At 53.5% G+C, this 19,887-nt stretch carries 20 protein-coding genes and 5 tRNA genes; 19 read left to right on the top strand and 6 right to left on the bottom strand.

Annotated features, from left to right (window positions below):
* Positions 1–23 precede the first annotated feature (23 nt).
* The 9 genes from I2G69_RS02450 to I2G69_RS02490 all read left to right on the top strand — a co-directional run bounded on the left by I2G69_RS02450 (position 24) and on the right by I2G69_RS02490 (position 5,421).
* Positions 24–572 (top strand): CvpA family protein, encoded by a 549-nt coding sequence (locus I2G69_RS02450; RefSeq protein WP_087230388.1) that lies wholly within the window; start codon positions 24–26, stop codon positions 570–572.
* 80 nt (positions 573–652) lie between these two features.
* On the top strand, positions 653–1,273 hold the full coding sequence (locus I2G69_RS02455) for a CDP-alcohol phosphatidyltransferase family protein (RefSeq protein ID WP_087230391.1): 621 nt from the start codon (positions 653–655) through the stop codon (positions 1,271–1,273).
* A 180-nt stretch (positions 1,274–1,453) separates the two neighbouring features.
* Positions 1,454–3,733, top strand: a complete 2,280-nt coding sequence (locus I2G69_RS02460) for an ATP-dependent Clp protease ATP-binding subunit (protein WP_087230997.1) — start codon at positions 1,454–1,456, stop codon at positions 3,731–3,733.
* A gap of 210 nt (positions 3,734–3,943) precedes the next feature.
* Positions 3,944–4,017, top strand: a tRNA-Gly gene (locus I2G69_RS02465).
* Between the two features lie 7 nt (positions 4,018–4,024).
* Positions 4,025–4,101: transfer RNA gene (locus tag I2G69_RS02470), tRNA-Arg, on the top strand.
* 6 nt (positions 4,102–4,107) lie between these two features.
* Positions 4,108–4,184, top strand: a tRNA-His gene (locus tag I2G69_RS02475).
* A 73-nt stretch (positions 4,185–4,257) separates the two neighbouring features.
* Positions 4,258–4,333, top strand: a tRNA-Gln gene (locus I2G69_RS02480).
* Positions 4,334–4,642: 309 nt separating this feature from the next.
* The gene (locus I2G69_RS02485; RefSeq protein ID WP_191448296.1) at positions 4,643–5,167 is read left to right on the top strand and encodes a nitroreductase family protein; all 525 of its coding nucleotides are present in this window, start codon (positions 4,643–4,645) and stop codon (positions 5,165–5,167) included.
* Between the two features lie 178 nt (positions 5,168–5,345).
* Positions 5,346–5,421: transfer RNA gene (locus I2G69_RS02490), tRNA-Lys, on the top strand.
* Between the two features lie 183 nt (positions 5,422–5,604).
* Here the strand turns inward: I2G69_RS02490 and I2G69_RS02495 are convergent.
* The 4 genes from I2G69_RS02495 to I2G69_RS02510 form a co-directional block, all read right to left on the bottom strand.
* Entirely contained in the window at positions 5,605–6,045 is a 441-nt protein-coding gene (locus I2G69_RS02495) for a PH domain-containing protein (protein WP_087230397.1), read from the bottom strand.
* Positions 6,046–6,224: 179 nt separating this feature from the next.
* Positions 6,225–7,208, bottom strand: coding sequence for a Gfo/Idh/MocA family protein (locus I2G69_RS02500; protein WP_195560145.1), 984 nt, complete (start codon positions 7,206–7,208; stop codon positions 6,225–6,227).
* Positions 7,209–7,219: 11 nt separating this feature from the next.
* Positions 7,220–8,455, bottom strand: a complete 1,236-nt coding sequence (locus I2G69_RS02505) for an ROK family protein (RefSeq protein WP_087230403.1) — start codon at positions 8,453–8,455, stop codon at positions 7,220–7,222.
* A gap of 142 nt (positions 8,456–8,597) precedes the next feature.
* A complete protein-coding gene (locus I2G69_RS02510; protein ID WP_191363088.1) occupies positions 8,598–9,824 on the bottom strand; it encodes an AI-2E family transporter in 1,227 nt (408 codons plus the stop codon).
* Between the two features lie 226 nt (positions 9,825–10,050).
* Here I2G69_RS02510 and I2G69_RS02515 point away from each other — a divergent pair, with 226 nt between their 5' ends.
* Genes I2G69_RS02515 through I2G69_RS02525 form a run of 3 tightly spaced genes read left to right on the top strand, consistent with a single transcriptional unit; the run spans position 10,051 to position 11,371 of the window.
* On the top strand, positions 10,051–10,581 hold the full coding sequence (locus I2G69_RS02515; RefSeq protein WP_191363089.1) for a nitroreductase family protein: 531 nt from the start codon (positions 10,051–10,053) through the stop codon (positions 10,579–10,581).
* 24 nt (positions 10,582–10,605) lie between these two features.
* Positions 10,606–10,833: a hypothetical protein gene (locus I2G69_RS02520; RefSeq protein WP_191363090.1), complete on the top strand. Its 228-nt coding sequence runs from the start codon at positions 10,606–10,608 to the stop codon at positions 10,831–10,833.
* A gap of 37 nt (positions 10,834–10,870) precedes the next feature.
* Positions 10,871–11,371 (top strand): GNAT family N-acetyltransferase, encoded by a 501-nt coding sequence (locus I2G69_RS02525; RefSeq protein ID WP_087230414.1) that lies wholly within the window; start codon positions 10,871–10,873, stop codon positions 11,369–11,371.
* 431 nt (positions 11,372–11,802) lie between these two features.
* On the opposite strand, the gene I2G69_RS02530 is transcribed toward I2G69_RS02525, so the two are convergent.
* Positions 11,803–12,162: a molecular chaperone Hsp90 gene (locus I2G69_RS02530; RefSeq protein ID WP_191363109.1), complete on the bottom strand. Its 360-nt coding sequence runs from the start codon at positions 12,160–12,162 to the stop codon at positions 11,803–11,805.
* A gap of 849 nt (positions 12,163–13,011) precedes the next feature.
* Between I2G69_RS02530 and ilvB the strand changes: the two genes are divergently transcribed.
* From ilvB to I2G69_RS02555, 5 genes are all read left to right on the top strand, one after another.
* Positions 13,012–14,685 (top strand): biosynthetic-type acetolactate synthase large subunit, encoded by a 1,674-nt coding sequence (gene ilvB, locus I2G69_RS02535; RefSeq protein WP_195560146.1) that lies wholly within the window; start codon positions 13,012–13,014, stop codon positions 14,683–14,685.
* A 16-nt stretch (positions 14,686–14,701) separates the two neighbouring features.
* Positions 14,702–15,190, top strand: a complete 489-nt coding sequence (gene ilvN / locus I2G69_RS02540; RefSeq protein ID WP_087230424.1) for an acetolactate synthase small subunit — start codon at positions 14,702–14,704, stop codon at positions 15,188–15,190.
* A gap of 124 nt (positions 15,191–15,314) precedes the next feature.
* Complete coding sequence (ilvA, locus tag I2G69_RS02545) at positions 15,315–16,526, top strand: threonine ammonia-lyase (protein WP_087230426.1); 1,212 nt, start codon at positions 15,315–15,317, stop codon at positions 16,524–16,526.
* 84 nt (positions 16,527–16,610) lie between these two features.
* Positions 16,611–16,988: a RidA family protein gene (locus I2G69_RS02550; RefSeq protein WP_279323431.1), complete on the top strand. Its 378-nt coding sequence runs from the start codon at positions 16,611–16,613 to the stop codon at positions 16,986–16,988.
* A 260-nt stretch (positions 16,989–17,248) separates the two neighbouring features.
* Positions 17,249–17,851 carry a hypothetical protein gene (locus I2G69_RS02555; protein WP_195560148.1) on the top strand — a complete coding sequence of 201 codons (603 nt, stop codon included), beginning with the start codon at positions 17,249–17,251 and terminating at the stop codon, positions 17,849–17,851.
* Positions 17,852–17,914: 63 nt separating this feature from the next.
* Here the strand turns inward: I2G69_RS02555 and I2G69_RS02560 are convergent, their stop codons facing one another.
* A complete protein-coding gene (locus I2G69_RS02560; RefSeq protein WP_195560149.1) occupies positions 17,915–18,646 on the bottom strand; it encodes a class I SAM-dependent methyltransferase in 732 nt (243 codons plus the stop codon).
* Positions 18,647–18,775: 129 nt separating this feature from the next.
* On the opposite strand from I2G69_RS02560, the gene I2G69_RS02565 reads away from it, so the two are divergent.
* Positions 18,776–19,327 carry a dihydrofolate reductase family protein gene (locus tag I2G69_RS02565; protein ID WP_087230436.1) on the top strand — a complete coding sequence of 184 codons (552 nt, stop codon included), beginning with the start codon at positions 18,776–18,778 and terminating at the stop codon, positions 19,325–19,327.
* 1 nt (position 19,328) lies between these two features.
* A complete protein-coding gene (locus I2G69_RS02570; RefSeq protein WP_087230439.1) occupies positions 19,329–19,853 on the top strand; it encodes an adenylate kinase in 525 nt (174 codons plus the stop codon).
* Positions 19,854–19,887: the final 34 nt, after the last annotated feature.

Here is a 19,887-nt window from a genome sequence, read left to right on the forward strand (position 1 = left end):
TTGGATGATTTGGGAGGAAACGAGTGGGACTGGTCTTAGACGCCGTCTTTGCGGCGATTGTACTTTGCTTCGTCGTCGCTGGCTATCGTGCTGGGCTGATGCGTACGTTGGTGGAATTTGTCGGTTACCTGTTCGCCGTAGTTGCCTCAGTGGTGTTGGCGGGCCTGGTGGCAGACGTTTTGGCGGATCTGTTTTTACAGGCGCGCGCCCCTTCCCCCACGGAATATTATTTCTTGCGGGTGATTGCAACCGCCATTGTGTTTGTGCTGTTGCAGATGCTGGTGCGGATGATCGCCTCCGCGGTGAGCGCCGTGTGCCGGCTACCGTTGTTGCATACGGCAGACAGCCTGTTGGGCTGCCTGTTTGGGGCATTTAAAGGCGTTGTTGTGGTCTTGCTTTTGTGCTCGTTTGTGCAGTTGGCGGGTCCGGTCTTTGAATTGGACAGCGGCCCCCTCCATGAGCAGGAGCTCTTCACCACTTCCTATATTTTTCGTTTTATTTCTGCGCACAATCCGGTTTATTCCCTGTTCCATGTGGAAGACTTTTTGGAAGGGGTCGGAGGCGCCTTTTAAGCGCGTGAACAGCGCTCGCATATTTTCACAGCGGACTTTGCCGCATCCGTCGGCGGCGGCCCGGAAAGGCTTGTGAGGAATTGAAGAACTGGAATAAGAATATCAATGTACCAAACGCGCTTTCCCTGTTTCGGATTGTGCTGATCGGGCCGTTTGTTTATTACTTTTTGCACGATCAAATCTTACCGGCGGCAATCTGCCTGGTGCTTTCGGGGCTTTCCGATATGTTTGACGGCATGATCGCACGGAAGTTCAATCAGATTACCGAATTGGGAAAAATGCTGGACCCGGTGGCCGATAAACTGACCCAGGGGACCGTAGCCGTATGCTTGGCGATCGAACAGCCGGTTTTGATTCCACTTTTGGCGATTTTTATCCTGAAAGAGCTTCTAATGCTGGTCGCGGGGACGTTCCTGGTCTTGAAAAAGAAGAAGCGGCCCACCGCTTCCAAATGGTATGGGAAGGTAGCGACCATTCTTTTCTATTTCTCATTTGTTGTGATTGTCGCCATGAAAGGTTTCTTCCAAGTGGAAAACCTTGCCGTCACCATTACCCTTTTATCGGTGACAGCGGCATTTATGATCTATGCCTTTATTCAATACGTCAAGATTTTTTTGCAGCTCTTGCATTCCACGGACCCCAAGGATGAAATCGATCTGAAGGCGGATATCCGTGCAAAGAAACCTGCGAAAAAACAATAATTCGATAAGCAACGCCGTCCGGTGGCCGCGGGCGGCGTTTCCGAATATACAAATGAGGCGGGTTGCCGCGTCTGGGTTCTCTCCAGGGCTTGGGGAAGAGCCATGTACACCGGCCGTGTACGTTTGCAATAGCAATGCCTCAGAGACCTATTTTTTAGAAAAAGAAGTGATTGCAATATGATGATGTGTTCGAGATGCCATAAACGCCCGGCCGTCGTGTTTATCTCGCCAACGGTAAACGCACAGGAGACAAAGGGCCTCTGCCTGGTCTGCGCCAAAGAATTGGGTATCAAACCGGTGAACGATCTGATGGAAAAGATGGGCATTACCGAAGAGCAGATGGAAGCCATGGAGTCCGAGTTCGGAAGCCTGATGAATCCAGAAAACAACGGCGAAAACAACGAGGAAGGATTCACGCCCGGCGGTGCAGCGACCTTCCCATTTTTGCAGAATATTTTTTCGGATATGACGAACCCGCAGAAGGGCGGGGAGACGCCGCCCCCTTCATCCGCGCCTAAACGCGATAAGCGGGAAAAGCACAAGACAAAGCGCAAAGCGCTGGATACGTACTGCACCGACCTGACCGCGAAAGCGCGCCGGGGGGAAATTGATAAAATCATCGGGCGCGATAAAGAGATTTCGCGCGTGGTACAGATCCTGAGCCGGCGTACCAAAAATAACCCCTGCCTGATCGGTGAGCCCGGCGTCGGTAAGACCGCGGTTGCGGAGGGGCTGGCGCTGCGCATTGCAGCCGGCGACGTTCCCGCCCGCTTGAAGTCGAAGGAGATCCATCTGTTGGACCTCACCGCCCTGGTGGCTGGGACCCAGTTCCGCGGCCAGTTTGAGAGCCGCATCAAGAGCTTGGTCGATGAGGTCAAGGCGGAAGGGAATATCATCCTGTTCATCGACGAGGTGCACAACCTGGTCGGGACCGGCGACGCCGAAGGTTCCATGAATGCGGCAAACATCCTCAAGCCTGCATTGTCCCGCGGCGAAATCCAGGTCATCGGCGCCACGACCTTTGTGGAATACCGCAAATACATTGAAAAGGACGCTGCCTTGGAGCGCCGCTTCCAGCCGGTGACCATCGCAGAGCCCTCCATTGACGAGACAGTGGATGTGCTGATGGGCATCAAATCGTATTATGAATCGTATCACCGCGTGCGCGTGCCGGATGCATTGGTGCGCCGCGCTGTGGTGCTCTCGGAACGCTATATCAACGACCGCTTCCTGCCAGATAAGGCGATTGACCTGCTGGATGAGGCCTGCGCCTGCGCAGCGCTCCGCAATCTTCCCATGGCCGAATACGACCGCTTAAATGCAGATTTGGAGAAGATGCACCAGGAAGAGGACGATATGACGAACGACGGGGGAGAGATCGACTATGAAGCGCTGGCAAAACTGCGCTATGAGATCTCGCAGACGGACCAAAAGGTCAAGGAGCTCGCCCCTGCCGCTTTGGGCGCGGAGGTAGAGGAGGCGGACCTCGCCAAGGTCATTGAGCTTTGGACTGGAATCCCCGCCAGCCGTATCCAGGAAAACGAACTGAAAAAGCTTTCGGATTTGGAAAGCGTGCTGAATGCAAAGATCATCGGCCAGGAAGAGGCGGTCTCTGCGATTTCGGCCGCGATCCGCCGCAGCCGGGTGCAGATCAGCCCCCGGCGCAGGCCGGCTTCGTTTATCTTTGTCGGGCCGACAGGCGTGGGAAAGACCGAGCTGGTGAAGGTGCTCTCGCAGGAGCTCTTTGACACTCCGGAGACGTTGATCCGCCTCGACATGTCGGAGTTCATGGAGAAGCATTCGGTGTCCCGTATCATCGGTTCCCCGCCGGGCTATGTGGGCTATGACGAGGCGGGTCAGGTGACGGAAAAGGTCCGCCGCCGCCCGTATTCGGTGCTGCTCTTCGATGAGATCGAAAAGGCGCATCCGGACGTGATGAATATCCTGCTGCAAATCCTGGATGAGGGCCGGATCACGGACGCCCATGGCCGCACGGTGAATTTTGAAAACACGGTCATTGTGATGACCTCCAACGCGGGCAGCGAGAAAAAAGAGGGCGCGCTGGGCTTTGCGCGCAGCGATGCGGATGTGACGAAGGAAAAGGCGATGAAAGCGCTTTCTGAGTTCCTGCGGCCCGAATTCCTCAGCCGCGTGGACGAGGTGATCGTGTTCCGTCAGCTTACGCTGGAGGACTTTGAAAAGATTGCCGCCCTGATGCTGGACGAATATGTCGGTTCCCTGAAGGAACGCCATATCCATTTTGTCTACGATACGAAGGCCACCCACTGGCTGGCGGAACATGCCATCGGCGGGAAAAGCGGCGCGCGCGACCTGCGCAACCTGATCCGCCGCGAGGTGGAAGACCGCATTGCCTCGCTGGTAGTGGATCATTTCGATCAGCCGTTGTCCGGGATTGCCCTGACCGCGGACGATCAGCTCCGTATGGAGACGTTGGAATAAGGACCGGCCGGTTTCCCTTTCCCTGTAAGGGAACGGCGTCTGTTGTAGTTGAATAAAGAGGATGGGCCGCTTGGGGGAAAACACATGCGGCCCATGTTTTTTATGGGGCAAAAGGTGGATGGGATTTTCTTGAAGCTTATCCCTGCAAAATTGCTTGAAATTCTTGACAAATCCGTTTGTGCTGTGGTATACTTATTTTCGTCGCAAAATGCGAGTGTAGTTCAATGGTAGAACCCCAGCCTTCCAAGCTGGTCGTGTGGGTTCGATTCCCATCACTCGCTCCAAATGCGTGCGCCAATAGCTCAGCTGGATAGAGCAACTGCCTTCTAAGCAGTAGGCCAGGGGTTCGAGTCCCTTTTGGCGCGCCAATTATGGTGGATGTAGCTTAGTTGGTTAAAGCGCCAGATTGTGGCTCTGGAGACCGTGGGTTCGAGTCCCATCTTCCACCCCACTTAAAAAAGACGCCTACGGGTGTTTGCTGAGCACGGGACGGACAAGTTGTTCGGTCCCGTGTTGCTATATATTGGGCTGTAGCCAAGGGGTAAGGCAACGGACTTTGACTCCGTCATTCCGCGCGTTCGAATCGCGCCAGCCCAGCCAGCGGTAAGTTGCCGCTTCCAAGACGCGCGCCTCACTTGGTGGGGTGCGCTTTGTTTTGCGCCCACACGTATGTTGGGCATGTTTTGCAGCGCGAACTCCGTCGGGCGCTTCGACGCGCAAGCCAAGCCGCGTTCGGGGCTCGATGCCTGTTTTATGGCGTTGTGCGCGGCCATAGATGGAAAAAGATGGCCATATCCAAACCCATTATTGGCAAAAAATTTTCGTAGGATATGCGGCCAGGATTTTCGGGATGCACCCAATTTCTATAAGAAGCAGGGGAGTAACGGTTGATTGGAAAGGGGCTTTTTGATGGATTTGCTCGATCAGATGAAACATCGCCGCAGCGTGCGGTCCTATACGGGGCAGCTAATTGCGGAAGAAGCGCTCAAGAAAGTGCTACAAGCGGGATTGCTTTCGGCTTCCAGCCGCTCAATCCGTCCTTGGGAATTTGTGGTTGTCCGCGACCGGAAAATGCTGCAAGTGCTATCCGAATGCCGGATAGGGTCGGCAAAGATGCTGCAACACGCGGATTGTGCAATTGTTGTATTTGCCGATGCAGAGAAATCCGATGTATGGGTGGAGGATTGCTCGATTGCTATGGCCAATATGCATTTGATGGCGGACGCTTTGGGGCTTGGCAGCTGCTGGATTCAGGGAAGGCTGCGTGAGGCCCCCGATGGGAGAAGCACGGAGGAATATGTGCAAAGCGCGTTGCATGTCCCTGCCCATTACCGTTTGGAAGCAATCCTTTCGCTCGGGATGCCGGAGACGCATCCGGCCCCACACCGCATCGAAGAATTGCCGGTGGATCAAATTCATTGGGAGGTCTTTTAAGAACTGTGCTATAAGGGAGTCTCTATCGCATAGGGAACGGTGCCCCTTGGAGCTATATGGTGGAAATAGGAACTCTTTTTGTAGAATCACAGCCAATGTTTTTGACAGATGTAGAATAGAAAGAAGAATTTTTGTTGACATTTGCTCGGTGTGCTGTTATAATAAATAAGCTGCATGTGAATCATTAGCTCAGCTGGCAGAGCACCTGACTTTTAATCAGGGTGTCCGGGGTTCGAATCCCCGATGGTTCACCAAATAAACCGCATGGTTAGGCCATTTTTGGCTTCCCCGTGCGGTTTATTTTTTTATCCTATTGAGTTTTGGCTACCTTCTGACTACCTTTTCGCCAGTTCCATAGGTTGCCCATTCGATCCGTTGGAACCGGTTAGATAAACATTTTCAAAAGCCGCTTTCTACGCGAGAAAGCGGCTTTTCGTTTAGCGGTTTAGAGCTTCGTGGTTGTTATAGGCGATCTCCTGAAGATATTTATAAAGGGGCTGGATATTATACTTTTTGGGAAATTCCAGTTTCTTTTCTGCGGTGGATACACCGCCGTTGGCTTTAAAGTAGGGCGAGGTGATATAGTAAATATTGATCTCGCTGTCGTCCACGCCAAAACCAGCCGTTTCCGCAGATACATGGAAAATACAATTTAGGTTGATGGAATCCACCCGCATTTTGGCGCCGGTCGCTCCCTGTTTGTCAAAGTCAATAATGCGCCTATTTGTAACAATCACAACATCACGGATAAGCTTAAAACCTGTGGTGATGGTTTCCCCGTCCATCAGATACATGCCAAACTCCTGCATTAAGGATTCAGGAGAAACCTCGCTGAGATTCCCCGCAAAACCAGAAGCCAATTTTCCCATGATACCCATTTTCATAACTCCTTTCTATCTCAACAGCATTCGCGGTGTTGCCCATTTCCGCTTTTTCCATATAGCTGGCTTTTTGTAAGCGGCAGAATTTTCAACCGGTTAATGGCATCGCTCTATCTCCGAAAAACCCATGCATATAGATGGGATGTCCGTCCGATATGGTTCGTTTTACTCGCAGATCAGACATCTTCCATCGGATACCGGAGATCCCATGCTTCGCGCAGGCGGTCCATCAATCCCATCATATAGAGCGTTTCGGAATGGGGCATTTCTGTACATTCCGTTTTCCCGGCGGCAATCGCTCGCGCGCAGGAGCGCACTTCGTATTCATAGCCGCTGATCTCCACCGGGCACGGATAGATGTGGGGCGTGTCTTCCCCATCGACAAAGAGCTGGATCTCTTCTGCGTGCCAGAAGCTGGGGAGGATCAGGTGCCCTTTTGTCCCGTAGATGGCCGCTTCATTGCGCAAATTGCCGAGCATGGAAGTTGTGAGGGTGGCAAGCTTGCCGTCCGTATACTCCAAAAGGATGCTGTCCTGTGCATCCACTCCGCGGTCTGTTTTGATGCAGCGGGAGGCGATATGGGCGATGTCGTCGCCAAACGCGATGGAAGCCAGGGTCAGCGGGTAGATTCCCATATCGAGGAGGGCCCCGCCTGCAAGGGCCGGGTTGACCAGCCGGTCGTGCCAGGACAATTCAAATCCAAAACAGGCTTCCATAGAGCAGACTTTGCCGATCACTCCCGATGCCAATAGATCATGAAGTGTTTTGACGAATGGCATATAGCGTGTCCAGACCGCCTCTGTAATCAGCAGCCCCTTTTGCTCGGCCAATGCGAGCACCTCTTCCGCCTGTTTGCGGTTGACGGTAAACGCCTTCTCACAGAGGACATGCCTGCCATGGTTGAGGCACAGCAGGGCGTGTTCATAATGGTGAGAGTGGGGCGTAGCAATATAGACGAGGTCCGTGCCGTCGTCCTGGAGCATCTCCTCATAGGAGCCATACGCCTTTTCAAATCCATATTTCTCCGCAAAAGCCTGTGCCCGATCCAGGTCGCGCGCGGCCACGGAGTAGGAAATAACGTCATCCATTTTTGCAAGGGTTTCCGCCATGGTTGCAGCGATCCTTCCCGCGCCAAGAATGGAAACTTTGAGTTTATCCATCGAACTCCTCCTTATGCTTCTTTCTCGTGCTTCATCAGCTTGGTCGGATCGGAAAGCACGTTTTGCGCTGCAATAGCAGCCGCGCCCAATAGGGCGGGGCTCTCCGGCAGGCGGTTTACCTCGATGGTAATATCGTTGTACACCAGCGGATTGATGCAGGCATGCACCTTGTCGCATACGATTTTCAGCAGAAGATCCGGTGCGACCTCGGCCAACTCGTCCCCGATGACGATCATCCCCGGATTGAATTGGTTGATGAGGTTCACAATTCCGATCGATAAAAATTCACAGGCCTTTTCGTATTCTTCGCGCGCCACTTTGTCCCCGGTTTTCACCGCGTCGGAGATACTCGCGGCAGTCAGGTTATTTTCACTTAAAATCGAAGGCTCGCCGGCCTGTAGGCGGCGGGTGATATTCTCGCAAAAGACCAGGAACGAACAATATTTTTCCAGGCAGCCGCGGTTGCCACATTCACAGAGAGCCCCGCGGTAATTGATGGTGTTGTGGCCGAATTCGCCGGCGATCCCGCGCTGCCCCAGGACCAGCTTGCCGTCGGTGATGATGCCGCATCCGATGCCCTGACCCGCCAGCACATAGATCATATTGCGGATGCCGTATTCTTTGCTGCGGTACCAGAGCTGTGCGAACGCGCTGGCATTTGCGTCGTTGGCTATGTAGATGGGGATATCAAACCCCTCGGTCAACGCCTTTTTGATCGGGAAGTTCTGCCAACCGGAGAGCTCTGTGACAAAGAGCAACTGGTCGCGGTCCTCCCGGTAGGGGCCGGGCATAGCCATGCAGACGGCGGGAATATGGGTCGAGGAATTTTCCCGGCGGATGTCCTGAATGGCGTTCCGGATACGGGAAATGGTGTTTTGCACGTCGTCGCGCGGTCCAATGGGATATTCCTCCACCGCATAGACCTTTCCCGACAGGCCGGCAATGCTGATATAAAAGGCGCGCCGCGTCATGCGGATACCGATAACCTTATACAGGTCGTCGTTCAATGTCACGCCAATCGACCGGCGCCCCTTGCAGCCGCTCATCAACCCGGTTTCCACAACGAGGCCGCACTCGATGAATTCCCCGATGATATTGGTGATGGTCGCCTGTTTTAGGCCGGACAACTGTGCCAACGTAGCGCGGGAACAGACCCCTTCTTGCCGCAACAGGTCTGCCACCAATGCGCGGTTGATGAGCTGGCTCCTTTCCTGGTTGATGCTTTTATGCGTAATGATTTCATTCATATCCAAGAACTCCTATACTCCCAAGTTTATCTTTTAATTACTATACACTACTATACACTTTTTAAAAACAAAATGCTTCTAGTTGAAAAATATTTATTCATAAAAGAGGAAATGATGCAAAAATTGCCCAGATAAGACGGTTTTAAGCGTCCATTTCCCCCGAAGAGGCGTCAGAAGCAGGCGATAGGCAATTTTTTTCCACTTGATGATCCGTTATCCCCTTCTTTTGGAGAAAATCACGCGTGGCTGTGCGCAAAAGCGTGTAGAGGACGGAGAAGAGCGGGACGCCCACCAAAATGCCTGTAATCCCCCATAGATTGCCACAGACCAGAATAGCCAGCAGTACCCAGATGCCCGGAAGCCCGATGGAAGTCCCCACCACGCGGGGATAGATCAGGTTCCCTTCCACCTGTTGGAGGATGACGAGGAAGATTAAGAACCACAGGCAGTCCCACGGGTTGATAATCAGCAGAATAAACGCGCCGACCGCTCCACCGATGTAGGCACCCAAAATGGGGATTAAGCTGGTGAGGGAGACGATCACACTGATTAATAACGCATAGGGAAGGCGGATGATGCTCATGCCCAAATAGCACAGGCAGCCGAGAATCAGCGCTTCTGTCACCTGCCCTGTGACAAACCCGGAAAAGATATTGCTGGAAAGGCTGCCGATGGAGATCACCTGCTGTGCCCGTTTGGCCGGGAGGAAGGCATACAGGACGCGCTTCAAGTTGCGGATGAGCTTCTCCTTGCTGTACAGCATGTACACCGAAAAGATTAGGCTCATGACAAACGTAAAGATGCCGGACGCAACGCCGACGGTGGCGTTGGCAACCGACCCCACCACATCCGTGGTCACCTGGGAAGCCTGCGTGAGCAGGGAAGACCAATCAATCTGCATCACGGCTTCTTTGAGCTGGGTGAGGTCGAATTTGGTGAGGACCCCATTTAGCCACTTGGTAAAGCTATTGACGTATCCCGGTATCGCGGCGGTTAAAATCTGTATGGAGTTGGCAAGCTCCGGGACAACAAAGAAAATGATCCCGCCCACAATCAAAAATACGACAATAAAGGAAAGCAGGACGCAGACCCCGCGCCCACAACGCTGCCAAATTTTGGAGTTTTTCCGCTTTAAAAAGCCAAAAATGCGCTCTTCGAAGAGCTTTAGCAACACATTGAGCACAAAAGCGACGGCAATGCCCATCAAAAAGGGGCTAAACAGAGAGAAGAGTGCGTTTAAAATGGAACCCGCTTGTTCCAGATGGAAGACAACATAGATCAGGAGTACCGCAAAGGTAATCAGCAGCATTGCTGCTTTGATGGCTTTTTTTGTAAATTTGGGATCGTCGATCCATTCCTTTAATTTCATAAGCATGCCCTTCTGTAATGGAATTCTGCGGCGTTTCTGCCGCGGCCTTTCTTCAAACACACTCTACCGTATTCCCCTATGGATGTCAAGTTATTCCAAGAAGGAAAACCAGAGTGATCCTTTTCTCCGTTATAATGCGCGCGGAGCCTTGCAAATTTTTTGTTACAAGGATATGATGAAAGAAACCGGATATGCAAGTATCCGCTGCTTAAAAAGGAGGGGTTTTATGGAACTCATGGAAGCCATCCGTGCGCGAAAAAGCTATCGGAATGAATTTTACAACACGCCCGTGCCCCGCAGCGACCTTCGGGAGATTTTAGAGGCTGGGCTGGCCGCTCCGTCCGGCTGCAATTTGCAGACCACCCAGCTGATTGGGGTGGACGATCCCGTACTGGTCAAGCGTCTGGCGGAAATCTATGGGAGGGAGTGGTCCGCGACCGCACCAGCTGCCATCCTAGTGCTCACAAAGGAGACGATGTCCTCCAGCGGCGTTTCCTATCATGTGCACGATTATTCCGCAGCGGTGGAGAACATGTTGTTGGCGATTGCGGCCAAAGGGTACGCTTCGGTGTGGATCGAGGGACAGATTCGCGGGGAACGCGCCAAAGAGATGGGGGCACTTCTTGGCGTTCCAGAGGAATACACAGTGGCGGTATATCTTCCGGTGGGTGTTCCAGCGAAATCCATGGCAGAGGCGGTCAAAAAGCCCTTTTCGGAGCGGGCGTGGCTGAACGGCTATCAAAAGGAATTGGACTGAGAAGACCGAAAGGAGGCCGTTTCGATGCATAAATGGTTATCCTATGCAAATGAATATGTACGGCAGTCCGATTGGAAGGATCTTGCTCTGATCAAGCTCTGCTTGTGTTCAGCGGGGGTCCTGATCGGAATGTCGCTCGCAAAACGCGTGAAGAAGCTGGCGGCGTTTGGCGCAATGGCCGTATTTATTGCCACCTATCTTCCGCTGATGTGGAAACTTTTGAAGATTGTAACTGGGGACCGGCGCCCATAGAGGGAACGGTCCCGATAGATACAAGGAAAGGAACATTGTGACCATAGAGACAAAACGTTTGCTCCTTTGCCCGCTGAGCGCCCGGCAGATGCGCTTATGGCTTTCCGACCTGCCCGCTTTGGAACGTGAATGGGACTGCCATTATGAAGGCGAGCCGGTCGAAGGGACATTCCGCGAGATTGTCCAGCAGCAGTGGAAGATCACCTCCATGGATGAGCGGAATTATCTGTTTCATAGCTTCTGGCTGCTGTTGCGGAAGGCGGACCGGACGGTGGTCGGCGCAGCTGATTTTAAAGCGCCGCCCAACGCACGCGGCGAGGTGGAGATTGGCTATGGGCTGGGCGGGGCGCACGAGCGCCGCGGCTATATGACGGAGGCAGTGGACGCCCTGTGCGATTGGGCGCTTCAGCGAAAGGATGTGGAGAGCGTCTTGGCCGAAACGGAACGCAAGAACCGCCCTTCACAAAATGTCCTGCGGCGTTGCCGGTTTGTGCTGGAGCACGAAGGCCCCACCCTCTGGTGGAGGCGGAAAAAATAGGATACGCGCGGCGGATGCCCAGGTAAGGAGACCATCGCGCGTTGGCGAGAACTCTTTTTGGAGAAGGAGCAAAACGGAAGGCTTTTCTGAAAAAGCGATGAAAAAGAGCGCATCACCCGATGGCGGGCGGATGCGCTCTTTATTTTGTCCCCTGGCGGGGTGTGATGGGTCAAAAAGATCCGTTAAATAGAAAACCATACCCTTGGGAGTGACCGTCCCCTGGCGGGGCATGGACAATCCTATGATATTTCTATAACCATGAGAAACATGGCAAAATCGCCGCCCCCTGACGGGGAGTAACAACATCTGTAGGCCGGCACGAACGAACTTGCACGATGCCAGGTTCAATTCCCGGGCGGTTGGAAAGGGTGGCCGTACTTGGTCCCTATAGGCGCCATTCCGTTCCGTTTGGCGCCTTGGAAATCCATTTTTTATTTTAAGAGGAGCGCCTTCTTTTCCAGGATGGCTTCTGCCGCGGCGCAGGCCGGGCAATCGCAATACTTCGCTCCTGCCGCTTTGATTTCAGCGGCGTGCGCTGCAACTTGCTTTGCCTGCTCTGCCCCAAACACTTGAGCGCCCGTATCCGAACTGGCAAAAGCGATCAACTGATCGACCGGCATGATATCCGCTTCCAGCTCTTCTACATATTTTTTTGCTGCCTCTGCTTCGTTTTCCGTGCCAATCGCGTCCAGCCAGGCTTGGGCTGCGGCCTTTGCCTCCTTGCAGCAGGAATGCGCGTTCATCAATGCGTGCGTTTTGTCAATGATGACTTGCAAAGCTTCTTGATTCATCATCCATCGACCTTCTTTCTGAAATAAAATGTAATTACATTTTATAACAATTCGCCATGGATTACAATAGACGAATAGTGGGGCAAATTGTAATTGAAACATCCTGCCGGTTTCGCCAAGCGGCAGTTTCAAATGTTCAAACAACGGTAGGCGAACCCGTTGCCACCGCCCGTTTCAGCCTTGAAAGACGCATGAAAATCCTATATAATCATAAATAATAAACAGAGGTTGTAGCAAACGTATGGATGATTTTACGGTGAAAGCGGGAGGTCCTATGCCATGCTGGATTTTGTGATCAACATCTTTGGAGACATCGCCGATTTTTTGATGGACCTATGGGTCGATAAAATTGTCCGTCGCAAGAGAAACAGATAAACTTTCTCTTTTTATAAAGCAGAGCGAGTGCAGAGCAAGCTGCAAAAAAAGGTTGACAAACCAAAGGGTTGTAGGATATAGTATTAATAATACAACTGGATAAAACGACCGTTGTGTTTGTACACGGTTTTGCGTTGATGGGGACGGAATGCATTCCTTTCGCTTCAGAGAGCCGCCGGGTGGTGTGAGGCGGCGTGAAATTTGCAGGACATCGCCCCGGAGCAGGCGGCTGAACCCCTTTTTGGGCAAGTAGGTGCGTCCGGTTTCTCCCCGTTAGAAGAGAGTGTATTGCTAGATACACGTGAGCGGCTGCATGATGCAGCACTTAGAGTGGTACCGCGGAGCTGAGTGAGCCTTCGTCTCTAAAAAGAGATGGAGGCTTTTTATTTTGTCCGCTGGAAGAAAAAGCGGATTATTCCACAGGCATCCGCTGGATAGAAACGACTGGAAGAAATTTGTCAGGAGGAATGGATTATGGTATTGACAGGGGCACAGGTTATTATGGAATGCCTGCTGGAGCAGGGCGTGGATACCGTATTCGGCTATCCGGGAGGCTCTGTACTCAATATTTATGACGCGCTGTATGAGTACCGGGACCGGATCAACCACATCCGCACCGCCCATGAGCAGGGCGCGGCCCATGCCGCGGATGGCTATGCGCGTTCCAGCGGCAAAACGGGCATTTGCATTGCCACTTCGGGCCCCGGCGCGACGAATCTCGTGACGGGCATTGCAACCGCATATATGGACTCCGTCCCAGTGGTGGCCATCACAGGCAACGTCAATTTGGACCTGTTGGGTTTGGATAGTTTCCAGGAGGTTGACATCACCGGCATCACGATGCCGATCACCAAACACAATTTCCTGGTAAAGGACGTCCGCAAACTGGCGGATACCATCCGGGCGGCGTTCCGCATCGCCAACAGCGGCCGGAAGGGACCCGTCCTGGTGGACATTCCGAAGGATCTCACCGCGCAGAAGGTGGAGTTCCTTCCGCCAGCGCCGCCGGAGCAGGAGAAGCACCACCTGTTCCCGTTCGAGCAGCGCTTTGAGCAGGCGTTGCAAATGCTGGAAAAGGCGGAGCGGCCGTTTGTCTATGCGGGCGGCGGCGTGATCGCCTCGGGTGCATCCGAGGCGTTGAAGACCTTTGCAGAGCGGTTGGATGCGCCGGTCGCCTGTTCGCTGATGTGCCAGGGCGGTTTTGACCAGACGGACAGCCGCTATATGGGCATGCTGGGCATGCACGGGACCAACACCGCAGCGCTTGCTATCAAAAATTGCGACCTCTTCGTGGCAGTGGGCACGCGCTTTTCGGACCGCGTATTGTGCAACGCAAAATCGTTTGCACAGCACTGCCCGATCATCCAGATCGACATTGATTCCGCCGAGTTTAATAAAAACATCGACGTGGACCTCAAACTCAAGGGCGACGCCCGCGAGATTTTGGAGGAGCTGAACCGCCGCCTGCCGCAGCATACGCATGCGGATTGGATGGCCAATATCGCTGCATGGAAGGCGGATTACCCGCTCAGCCAAACGGCTTCCGACCCCAACGGCGTAACGCCGCAGGAAGTTTTGGAAACCTTGAGCGACCTGACCAACGACGATGCCATCATCTGCACAGACGTGGGCCAGCATCAGATGTGGGCGGCGCAGTTCTACCGCTTCCGCCATCCGCGCCAGTTCATTAGTTCGGGCGGATTGGGCACAATGGGCTTCGGCCTGGGCGCGGCGCTCGGCGCACAGGTGGCCAACCCGGACGCGCGCGTGATCAACATCGCCGGGGACGGCAGTTTCCACATGAATTGCAATGAGCTTGCCACAGCAGTCGCCTACAACATCCCCGTGATGGAGTTGGTATTCAACAACTCCGTGCTGGGAATGGTGCGCCAGTGGCAGAAGCTTTTCTACGACAACCGTTTTTCGCAGACGGATCTGGATAAAAATACGGACTTTGTCAAGTTGGCAGAGGCGTTTGGCGCGAAGGCGTTTGTCATCCAGACGAAGGCGGACATCCGGCCCGTGTTGGAGCAGGCGCTTGCGCTGCGCGAACCGGTTTTGATCGACTGCCGGATCGACAAGGACGTCAACGTTCTGCCGATGGTGCCCGCGGGCGCGTCGGTGGAAAGCCCGATTCTGGAAATGTGAGAGAGGGGGAGCAGCCATGACAACGACAGCAGAGAAAGAATATATCATCTCCATCCTGGCGAAGAACAATCCCGGCGTTCTGCTTCGAATTTCGGGACTGTTCAGCCGCCGCTGCTATAACATCCTGAGCATTGTGGCGGCGCAGACCGAGAATACGGAGTATTCCCGCATTTTGATCGTAGTGCAGGGCGACGACCGCATTGTGCGGCAGGTCGATAAGCAGGTCAGCAAGCTGGTGGACATCGAGCAGGTGGATGTGCTCGACCCGAAAAGCGCCGTTGTCCGCGAGCATTTGCTCATCAAGGTGGAACGCACCATGCAGAACAGCGAAAAGCTGGTCGAGATGGCCAACGTGTTCCATGCAAATATTCTGAGCGTCGAGGCCAACACCATGATTTTGGAGTTGACCGGCGATGCGACAACGATCAATTCGTTCATCGAACTCTATAATCCGTACCATGTGCTGAAGATCTTGCGCACTGGCGCAATGGCGATGCCAAAATGATCGAACAACCCCGCCTGTAGGCGTTCCCCCACCGGGTGCATACGCCTGCATCCGGAAAGCCAACCAACGATCGGGCCGGTGGCAAAACCGGGCCGCAATTTTGACGACTGATGGGGGTAAAAAGATGTTAACACTGGATAAGGTCTATCATGCCGCTTATGTGCTCAAACCGGTGATCCGCAAAACCGACCTGATCCCGGCGCGGCAGATCAACCCGGAGAGCGAGATCTATCTCAAGACCGAAAATTTGCAGGTGACCGGTTCCTTTAAGGTGCGCGGCGCCTATTATAAGATTTCACAGCTGTCCGACGAGGAAAAGGCACACGGCGTCATCGCCTGTTCCGCAGGAAACCATGCGCAGGGGGTTGCGCTGGCAGCGGCGCACAGCGGCATCCCGTCCCTGATTTGTATCCCGGACGGCGCGCCGATCTCCAAGGTGGAGGCAACAAAGAGCTACGGCGCCCAGGTGGAGCTGGTCAAGGGCGTGTATGACGACGCCTATAACCGCGCGGTGGAACTTCAGAAGGAGCGCAACCTGACCTTCATCCATCCCTTTAACGATCCCGATGTCATTGCCGGCCAGGGGACCATCGGATTGGAGCTGCTCAAGCAGCTGCCGGATATGGATGCCGTGATTGTACCGGTGGGCGGCGGCGGTTTGATCTCCGGCGTGGCGTTCGCCATCAAATCCCTGAACCCGAAATGCAAGGTCTATGGCGTTCAGGCGGCGGGCGCGGCCAGCATGAAGGCGTCGTTGGAACAGAACGGCCCGCATTCCCTGACGGGGGTTTCCACCTTTGCGGACGGCATCGCCGTGAAATGCCCCGGCGACCTGACGTATGAACTGTGCAGCAAATACGTCGACGATGTTGTGACCGTCAGCGACGACGAGACAGCGACGGCGATTCTGGCTTTGATTGAGCAGCAAAAACTGATTACCGAGGGCGCGGGCGCTGTAGCGGTTGCGGCGGCGATGTTCAACAAGGTGGATGTGAAGGGCAAAAAGGTCGCCTGTATCCTCTCCGGCGGCAATATCGACGTGACCATCCTTTCCAAGGTGATCAACCGTGGCCTGATGAAGGCAGGACGCTCCACCGAGCTGATTATTGAGATGATCGACAAGCCGGGCCAGCTCAAAGAGGTTTCCGCGCTGATTGCCGATCTCGGCGCGAACGTTGTCAGCGTACACCATGACCGCGGCGGGGAGGACACCGACATCAACGGCTGTTACCTGCGCATCGCTATGGAGACGCGCAACTGGGCGCATGTCGAGCAGATTGAAAAGGCGATCTCCGATGCGGGCTATCATATCGTCCACCGGCAGAACATCGGCTGAGTGAATTTATAAAGATGGTTTGTTTCTCCGTAGATGGAGAACTCTTATAAGGAATGCGATAAACAGAAAGAAGGTCTTTTTATGATGACAACGATTTCAACCCCCAATGCACCCGCAGCGATCGGTCCCTATTCCCAGGCCAAGGTGGTCAACGGAATGGTGTTTGCCTCCGGCCAGATTCCGATTGTGCCCGCAACCGGTGAGATCGCCGAGGGCGACATCACCGTGCAGGCGGAACAGGTGATGAAAAACGTCGGCGAAATTCTGAAGGCGGCTTCCTGCGGCTATGAGGACGTCGTCAAGACGACCTGTTTCCTGGCGGAGATGGCGGATTTCGGCGCATTCAATGCGGTGTATGAGAAATACTTCACCGGCAAGCCCGCGCGTTCCTGCGTGGCGGTCAAGACGCTCCCGAAGAACGTCCTGTGCGAAGTAGAGATCATCGCCGTGCAGAAAGCTTGATGCCATAAAATACGGGACATAAATTTTATCCTGCTAGAATGATTTGAGGGATAAGAATCATTCCAGCAGGATTTTTTATGCTTGTAAAATTCGAGAAGATTCTATAAAATGACAATATAGAATGATTTGCGACGATCTACATGGGGTAAAGTGATTTTTAGAAAGCATATATGTCCAATCACAAGGAAAGGGAAATCCGGATATGTGCATATAGCTGGCCGTTCCTTGTGTTTGGAATGCTGCTTATTAAGGATAGGAATATGATGACTATTTTTGGCAAACAATTTTCGCGCGCATGGCGTTCCTGCTGCATGGTGCTCCTTTGCCTGTTGGCGGTAGCCGGGGGTTGGCTTTGGTTTTCACGACCGGTCACGGCTTCCCAGCAGCTGCGCGGTTACTCCGTTTCCGGCGTCCAGGTGATCGACATGGTGACGCCATCCGGAGGGCCCACCCAGTTGCATGGAATTGCCACGGAGGACAGCGGGGAGATTCAGGAGCTCCTGGGCCTTCTGGACCAATATCCAACCAACCGCAAATGGGACTGGAGCTGGCTGCTTGGGAAAGGCTTTGGCGATTACAATGGGAAAGACCCATACAGTTCCGTATGGGTGGTTCTGTCCTTTCGGGACGCAGACGGCAAAGCCGGTTCCTTGCAATACATCGTTTCCGAAACGGGCCGTGTGCAGGTGTTTGAACCCAACCGCTTTGGCGACCTCCCTGCGGGAGTCGGACGGTTCGGGGCGGAGGGCGCAAAGCAATATTTTGCGGCCCTGCATCGGTTTTATGAGCAGAAAGTGGACAGCCCGCTATGGGTCCCCTCCACTCCAACGGAGGAAGAGAAACGCACAGGCGTCGATGCGTGACACGATATGTCCCAACGATCAACGGCCTCCCATTTCCGATATAGGGAATGGGAGGCCGTTCGTTTATTTTTTCCTCGCGGATACGATCAGCATCATCGGCCGGCGGAGCTCGTCCTTCATGCCGGCGATCGAAAGCATGTGGGCGGGCGGCTGCGGTTCTACGACGTGCAGAAGCTCAAAACCGTTTTCCAGCAGCCCGTTGAGATAGGTGGTCAGCGTCTTATGGTATTTGGTGACGGGTTCTCCAAGAAAGATTGCCTGCCGTTCCCCCTCGTAGAAATAATTGTCCACGGGGAAGTGCAAAATCTTGCCGCCGGCATCATAGTACCAATCCTGGGAACCATATGCAGTGAAAATGGGGTGTTCCACGGAAAAGACAAAGGAGCCGCCCTTTGTGAGACAGGCGTGCACCTTTTGTGCGACGGCTTCAAAGGATGCAACGTAGTGAAGCGCCAGGGAGCTCAAGACGATTTCAAAGCTTCCCGCAGGGAATTGGACGTCTTCGATGGAATTGTGCAGATAGGTGACCTCCGGATAGTGGGTCTTTTCCCGCGCGACCGCCAGCATTTTTTCGGAGAGGTCGACGCCGGTCACCGATGCGGCGCCGTGCTCCATCGCATAGATGCAGTGCCAGCCGTAGCCGCAGCCGAGGTCCAGGACACGTTTTCCAGTGAAATCTGGCAAGAGACTTTGCAGGGTTTCCCATTCCCCCGCGCCTTCCAATCCTTGCTGGGAACGGCTCATCTGGCTGTATTTTTCGAAAAAGATCGGGTCGTCGTATTTGTTCTGTTTCATAGGTTTCTCCTGTTAAAAGAAATGGAAAAGTGGTAAACTTTATTGTATCATGTTTCCGATGTAAAGTCATCTAAGGGAAAGAGCAGATATAGAAAAGCAATTTAAGACAAATCTGCGAGGAGGGAGTATATGCGGCGTGTGATTTTATATATTGCGGCCAGTTTGGACGGTTATATTGCCGGTGAAAACGGCGGGATCGATTGGCTGGACAGTGAGGCGGTTCCGGATGGCACGGAGAGTGGATACGAGACCTTTCTTCGGGAGATCGACACCATCGTGATGGGGTATCATACCTACCGGCAGGTGACGGAGGAACTCTCTCCGGGGAAATGGGTGTATTCCGGAAAAAGGACCTATGTATTGACGCATCGGGGCATCGCCAACCTTCCGGAGATTCAATTCGTCTGCCAACCGGCGGAGCGGCTGATCGAAACGCTCCAGCAAGAGGATGGGAAAGGGATTTGGATCTGTGGGGGAGCCAAGATCATCCATCCGCTTCTGCAACAGAATTTGATCGACGAATTTCGTATCACAATCATCCCGATCCTTTTGGGCCGGGGAATCCCCCTCTTTGGAGCGCTGGATTGCCGGATTCCTTTGCAGTTGATCTCTACCCAAAAGAACGGCAACTTGTTGGAGCTGACCTATCGCCGGCGCGCCCAGGAGAAAGAGGGAAAATGATATGAAACAGATTGTATTGATTGCGGGGAGCTCCCACACCGGGAAGACGGCTTTGGCGCAGGAGTTATTGGAGCGGTACGGTTATCCGTATCTCTCCATCGATCATTTGAAAATGGGGTTGATCCGAAGCGGCCACTGTCCCCTCACTCCGGAGAGCAACGACGCGGATCTGACCGCCTATCTGTGGCCAATTGTCCGGGAGATCATCAAAACAGCCATTGAAAATCACCAGAGATTGGTTGTGGAAGGCTGTTATATCCCCTTCGATTACCGCTCCTCTTTTGAAAGCCGGTACTTGGAGCAGATTCAATTTGTCTGCCTGTGTTTCAGCCAAGCGTATCTTGCGGAACATTTCGACGTGATTCAGCGCTACGCCAATGTGATCGAACAGCGCTTGGATGACAGCGGTTGTACTAAAGAGCAGTTGCAGCGGGAAAATGAGGAGAATCTCCGGTTGTGTCAACAATATAGCTGCCCATACATCTTATTGGAATACCCGTATCACATCGATCTGGATTCCTTATAAAAAAGGATCTCCGACTGGTGGTTTCAGCAGGAGA

Origin of the sequence: Anaeromassilibacillus sp. D41t1_190614_C2 (assembly GCF_015558525.1) — a bacterium.
GTDB classification, from domain to species: Bacteria; Bacillota; Clostridia; order Oscillospirales; family Acutalibacteraceae; genus Anaeromassilibacillus; species Anaeromassilibacillus stercoravium.

What these genes read in the sequence shown, in the direction of transcription:
- I2G69_RS02495 (WP_087230397.1), bottom strand. Translation starts at nt 6,045, where the DNA reads ATGGGTATCATGGGAAAATTGGCTTCTGGTTTTGCGGGGAATCTCAGC.
- I2G69_RS02485 (WP_191448296.1), top strand. Translation starts at nt 4,643, where the DNA reads ATGGATTTGCTCGATCAGATGAAACATCGCCGCAGCGTGCGGTCCTAT.
- ilvN (WP_087230424.1), top strand. Translation starts at nt 14,702, where the DNA reads ATGACAACGACAGCAGAGAAAGAATATATCATCTCCATCCTGGCGAAG.
- I2G69_RS02550 (WP_279323431.1), top strand. Translation starts at nt 16,611, where the DNA reads ATGACAACGATTTCAACCCCCAATGCACCCGCAGCGATCGGTCCCTAT.
- I2G69_RS02500 (WP_195560145.1), bottom strand. Translation starts at nt 7,208, where the DNA reads ATGGATAAACTCAAAGTTTCCATTCTTGGCGCGGGAAGGATCGCTGCA.
- I2G69_RS02555 (WP_195560148.1), top strand. Translation starts at nt 17,249, where the DNA reads ATGATGACTATTTTTGGCAAACAATTTTCGCGCGCATGGCGTTCCTGC.
- I2G69_RS02460 (WP_087230997.1), top strand. Translation starts at nt 1,454, where the DNA reads ATGATGTGTTCGAGATGCCATAAACGCCCGGCCGTCGTGTTTATCTCG.
- I2G69_RS02570 (WP_087230439.1), top strand. Translation starts at nt 19,329, where the DNA reads ATGAAACAGATTGTATTGATTGCGGGGAGCTCCCACACCGGGAAGACG.
- I2G69_RS02530 (WP_191363109.1), bottom strand. Translation starts at nt 12,162, where the DNA reads ATGAATCAAGAAGCTTTGCAAGTCATCATTGACAAAACGCACGCATTG.
- I2G69_RS02505 (WP_087230403.1), bottom strand. Translation starts at nt 8,455, where the DNA reads ATGAATGAAATCATTACGCATAAAAGCATCAACCAGGAAAGGAGCCAG.
- I2G69_RS02510 (WP_191363088.1), bottom strand. Translation starts at nt 9,824, where the DNA reads ATGAAATTAAAGGAATGGATCGACGATCCCAAATTTACAAAAAAAGCC.
- I2G69_RS02560 (WP_195560149.1), bottom strand. Translation starts at nt 18,646, where the DNA reads ATGAAACAGAACAAATACGACGACCCGATCTTTTTCGAAAAATACAGC.
- I2G69_RS02520 (WP_191363090.1), top strand. Translation starts at nt 10,606, where the DNA reads ATGCATAAATGGTTATCCTATGCAAATGAATATGTACGGCAGTCCGAT.
- I2G69_RS02515 (WP_191363089.1), top strand. Translation starts at nt 10,051, where the DNA reads ATGGAACTCATGGAAGCCATCCGTGCGCGAAAAAGCTATCGGAATGAA.
- ilvB (WP_195560146.1), top strand. Translation starts at nt 13,012, where the DNA reads ATGGTATTGACAGGGGCACAGGTTATTATGGAATGCCTGCTGGAGCAG.
- ilvA (WP_087230426.1), top strand. Translation starts at nt 15,315, where the DNA reads ATGTTAACACTGGATAAGGTCTATCATGCCGCTTATGTGCTCAAACCG.
- I2G69_RS02565 (WP_087230436.1), top strand. Translation starts at nt 18,776, where the DNA reads ATGCGGCGTGTGATTTTATATATTGCGGCCAGTTTGGACGGTTATATT.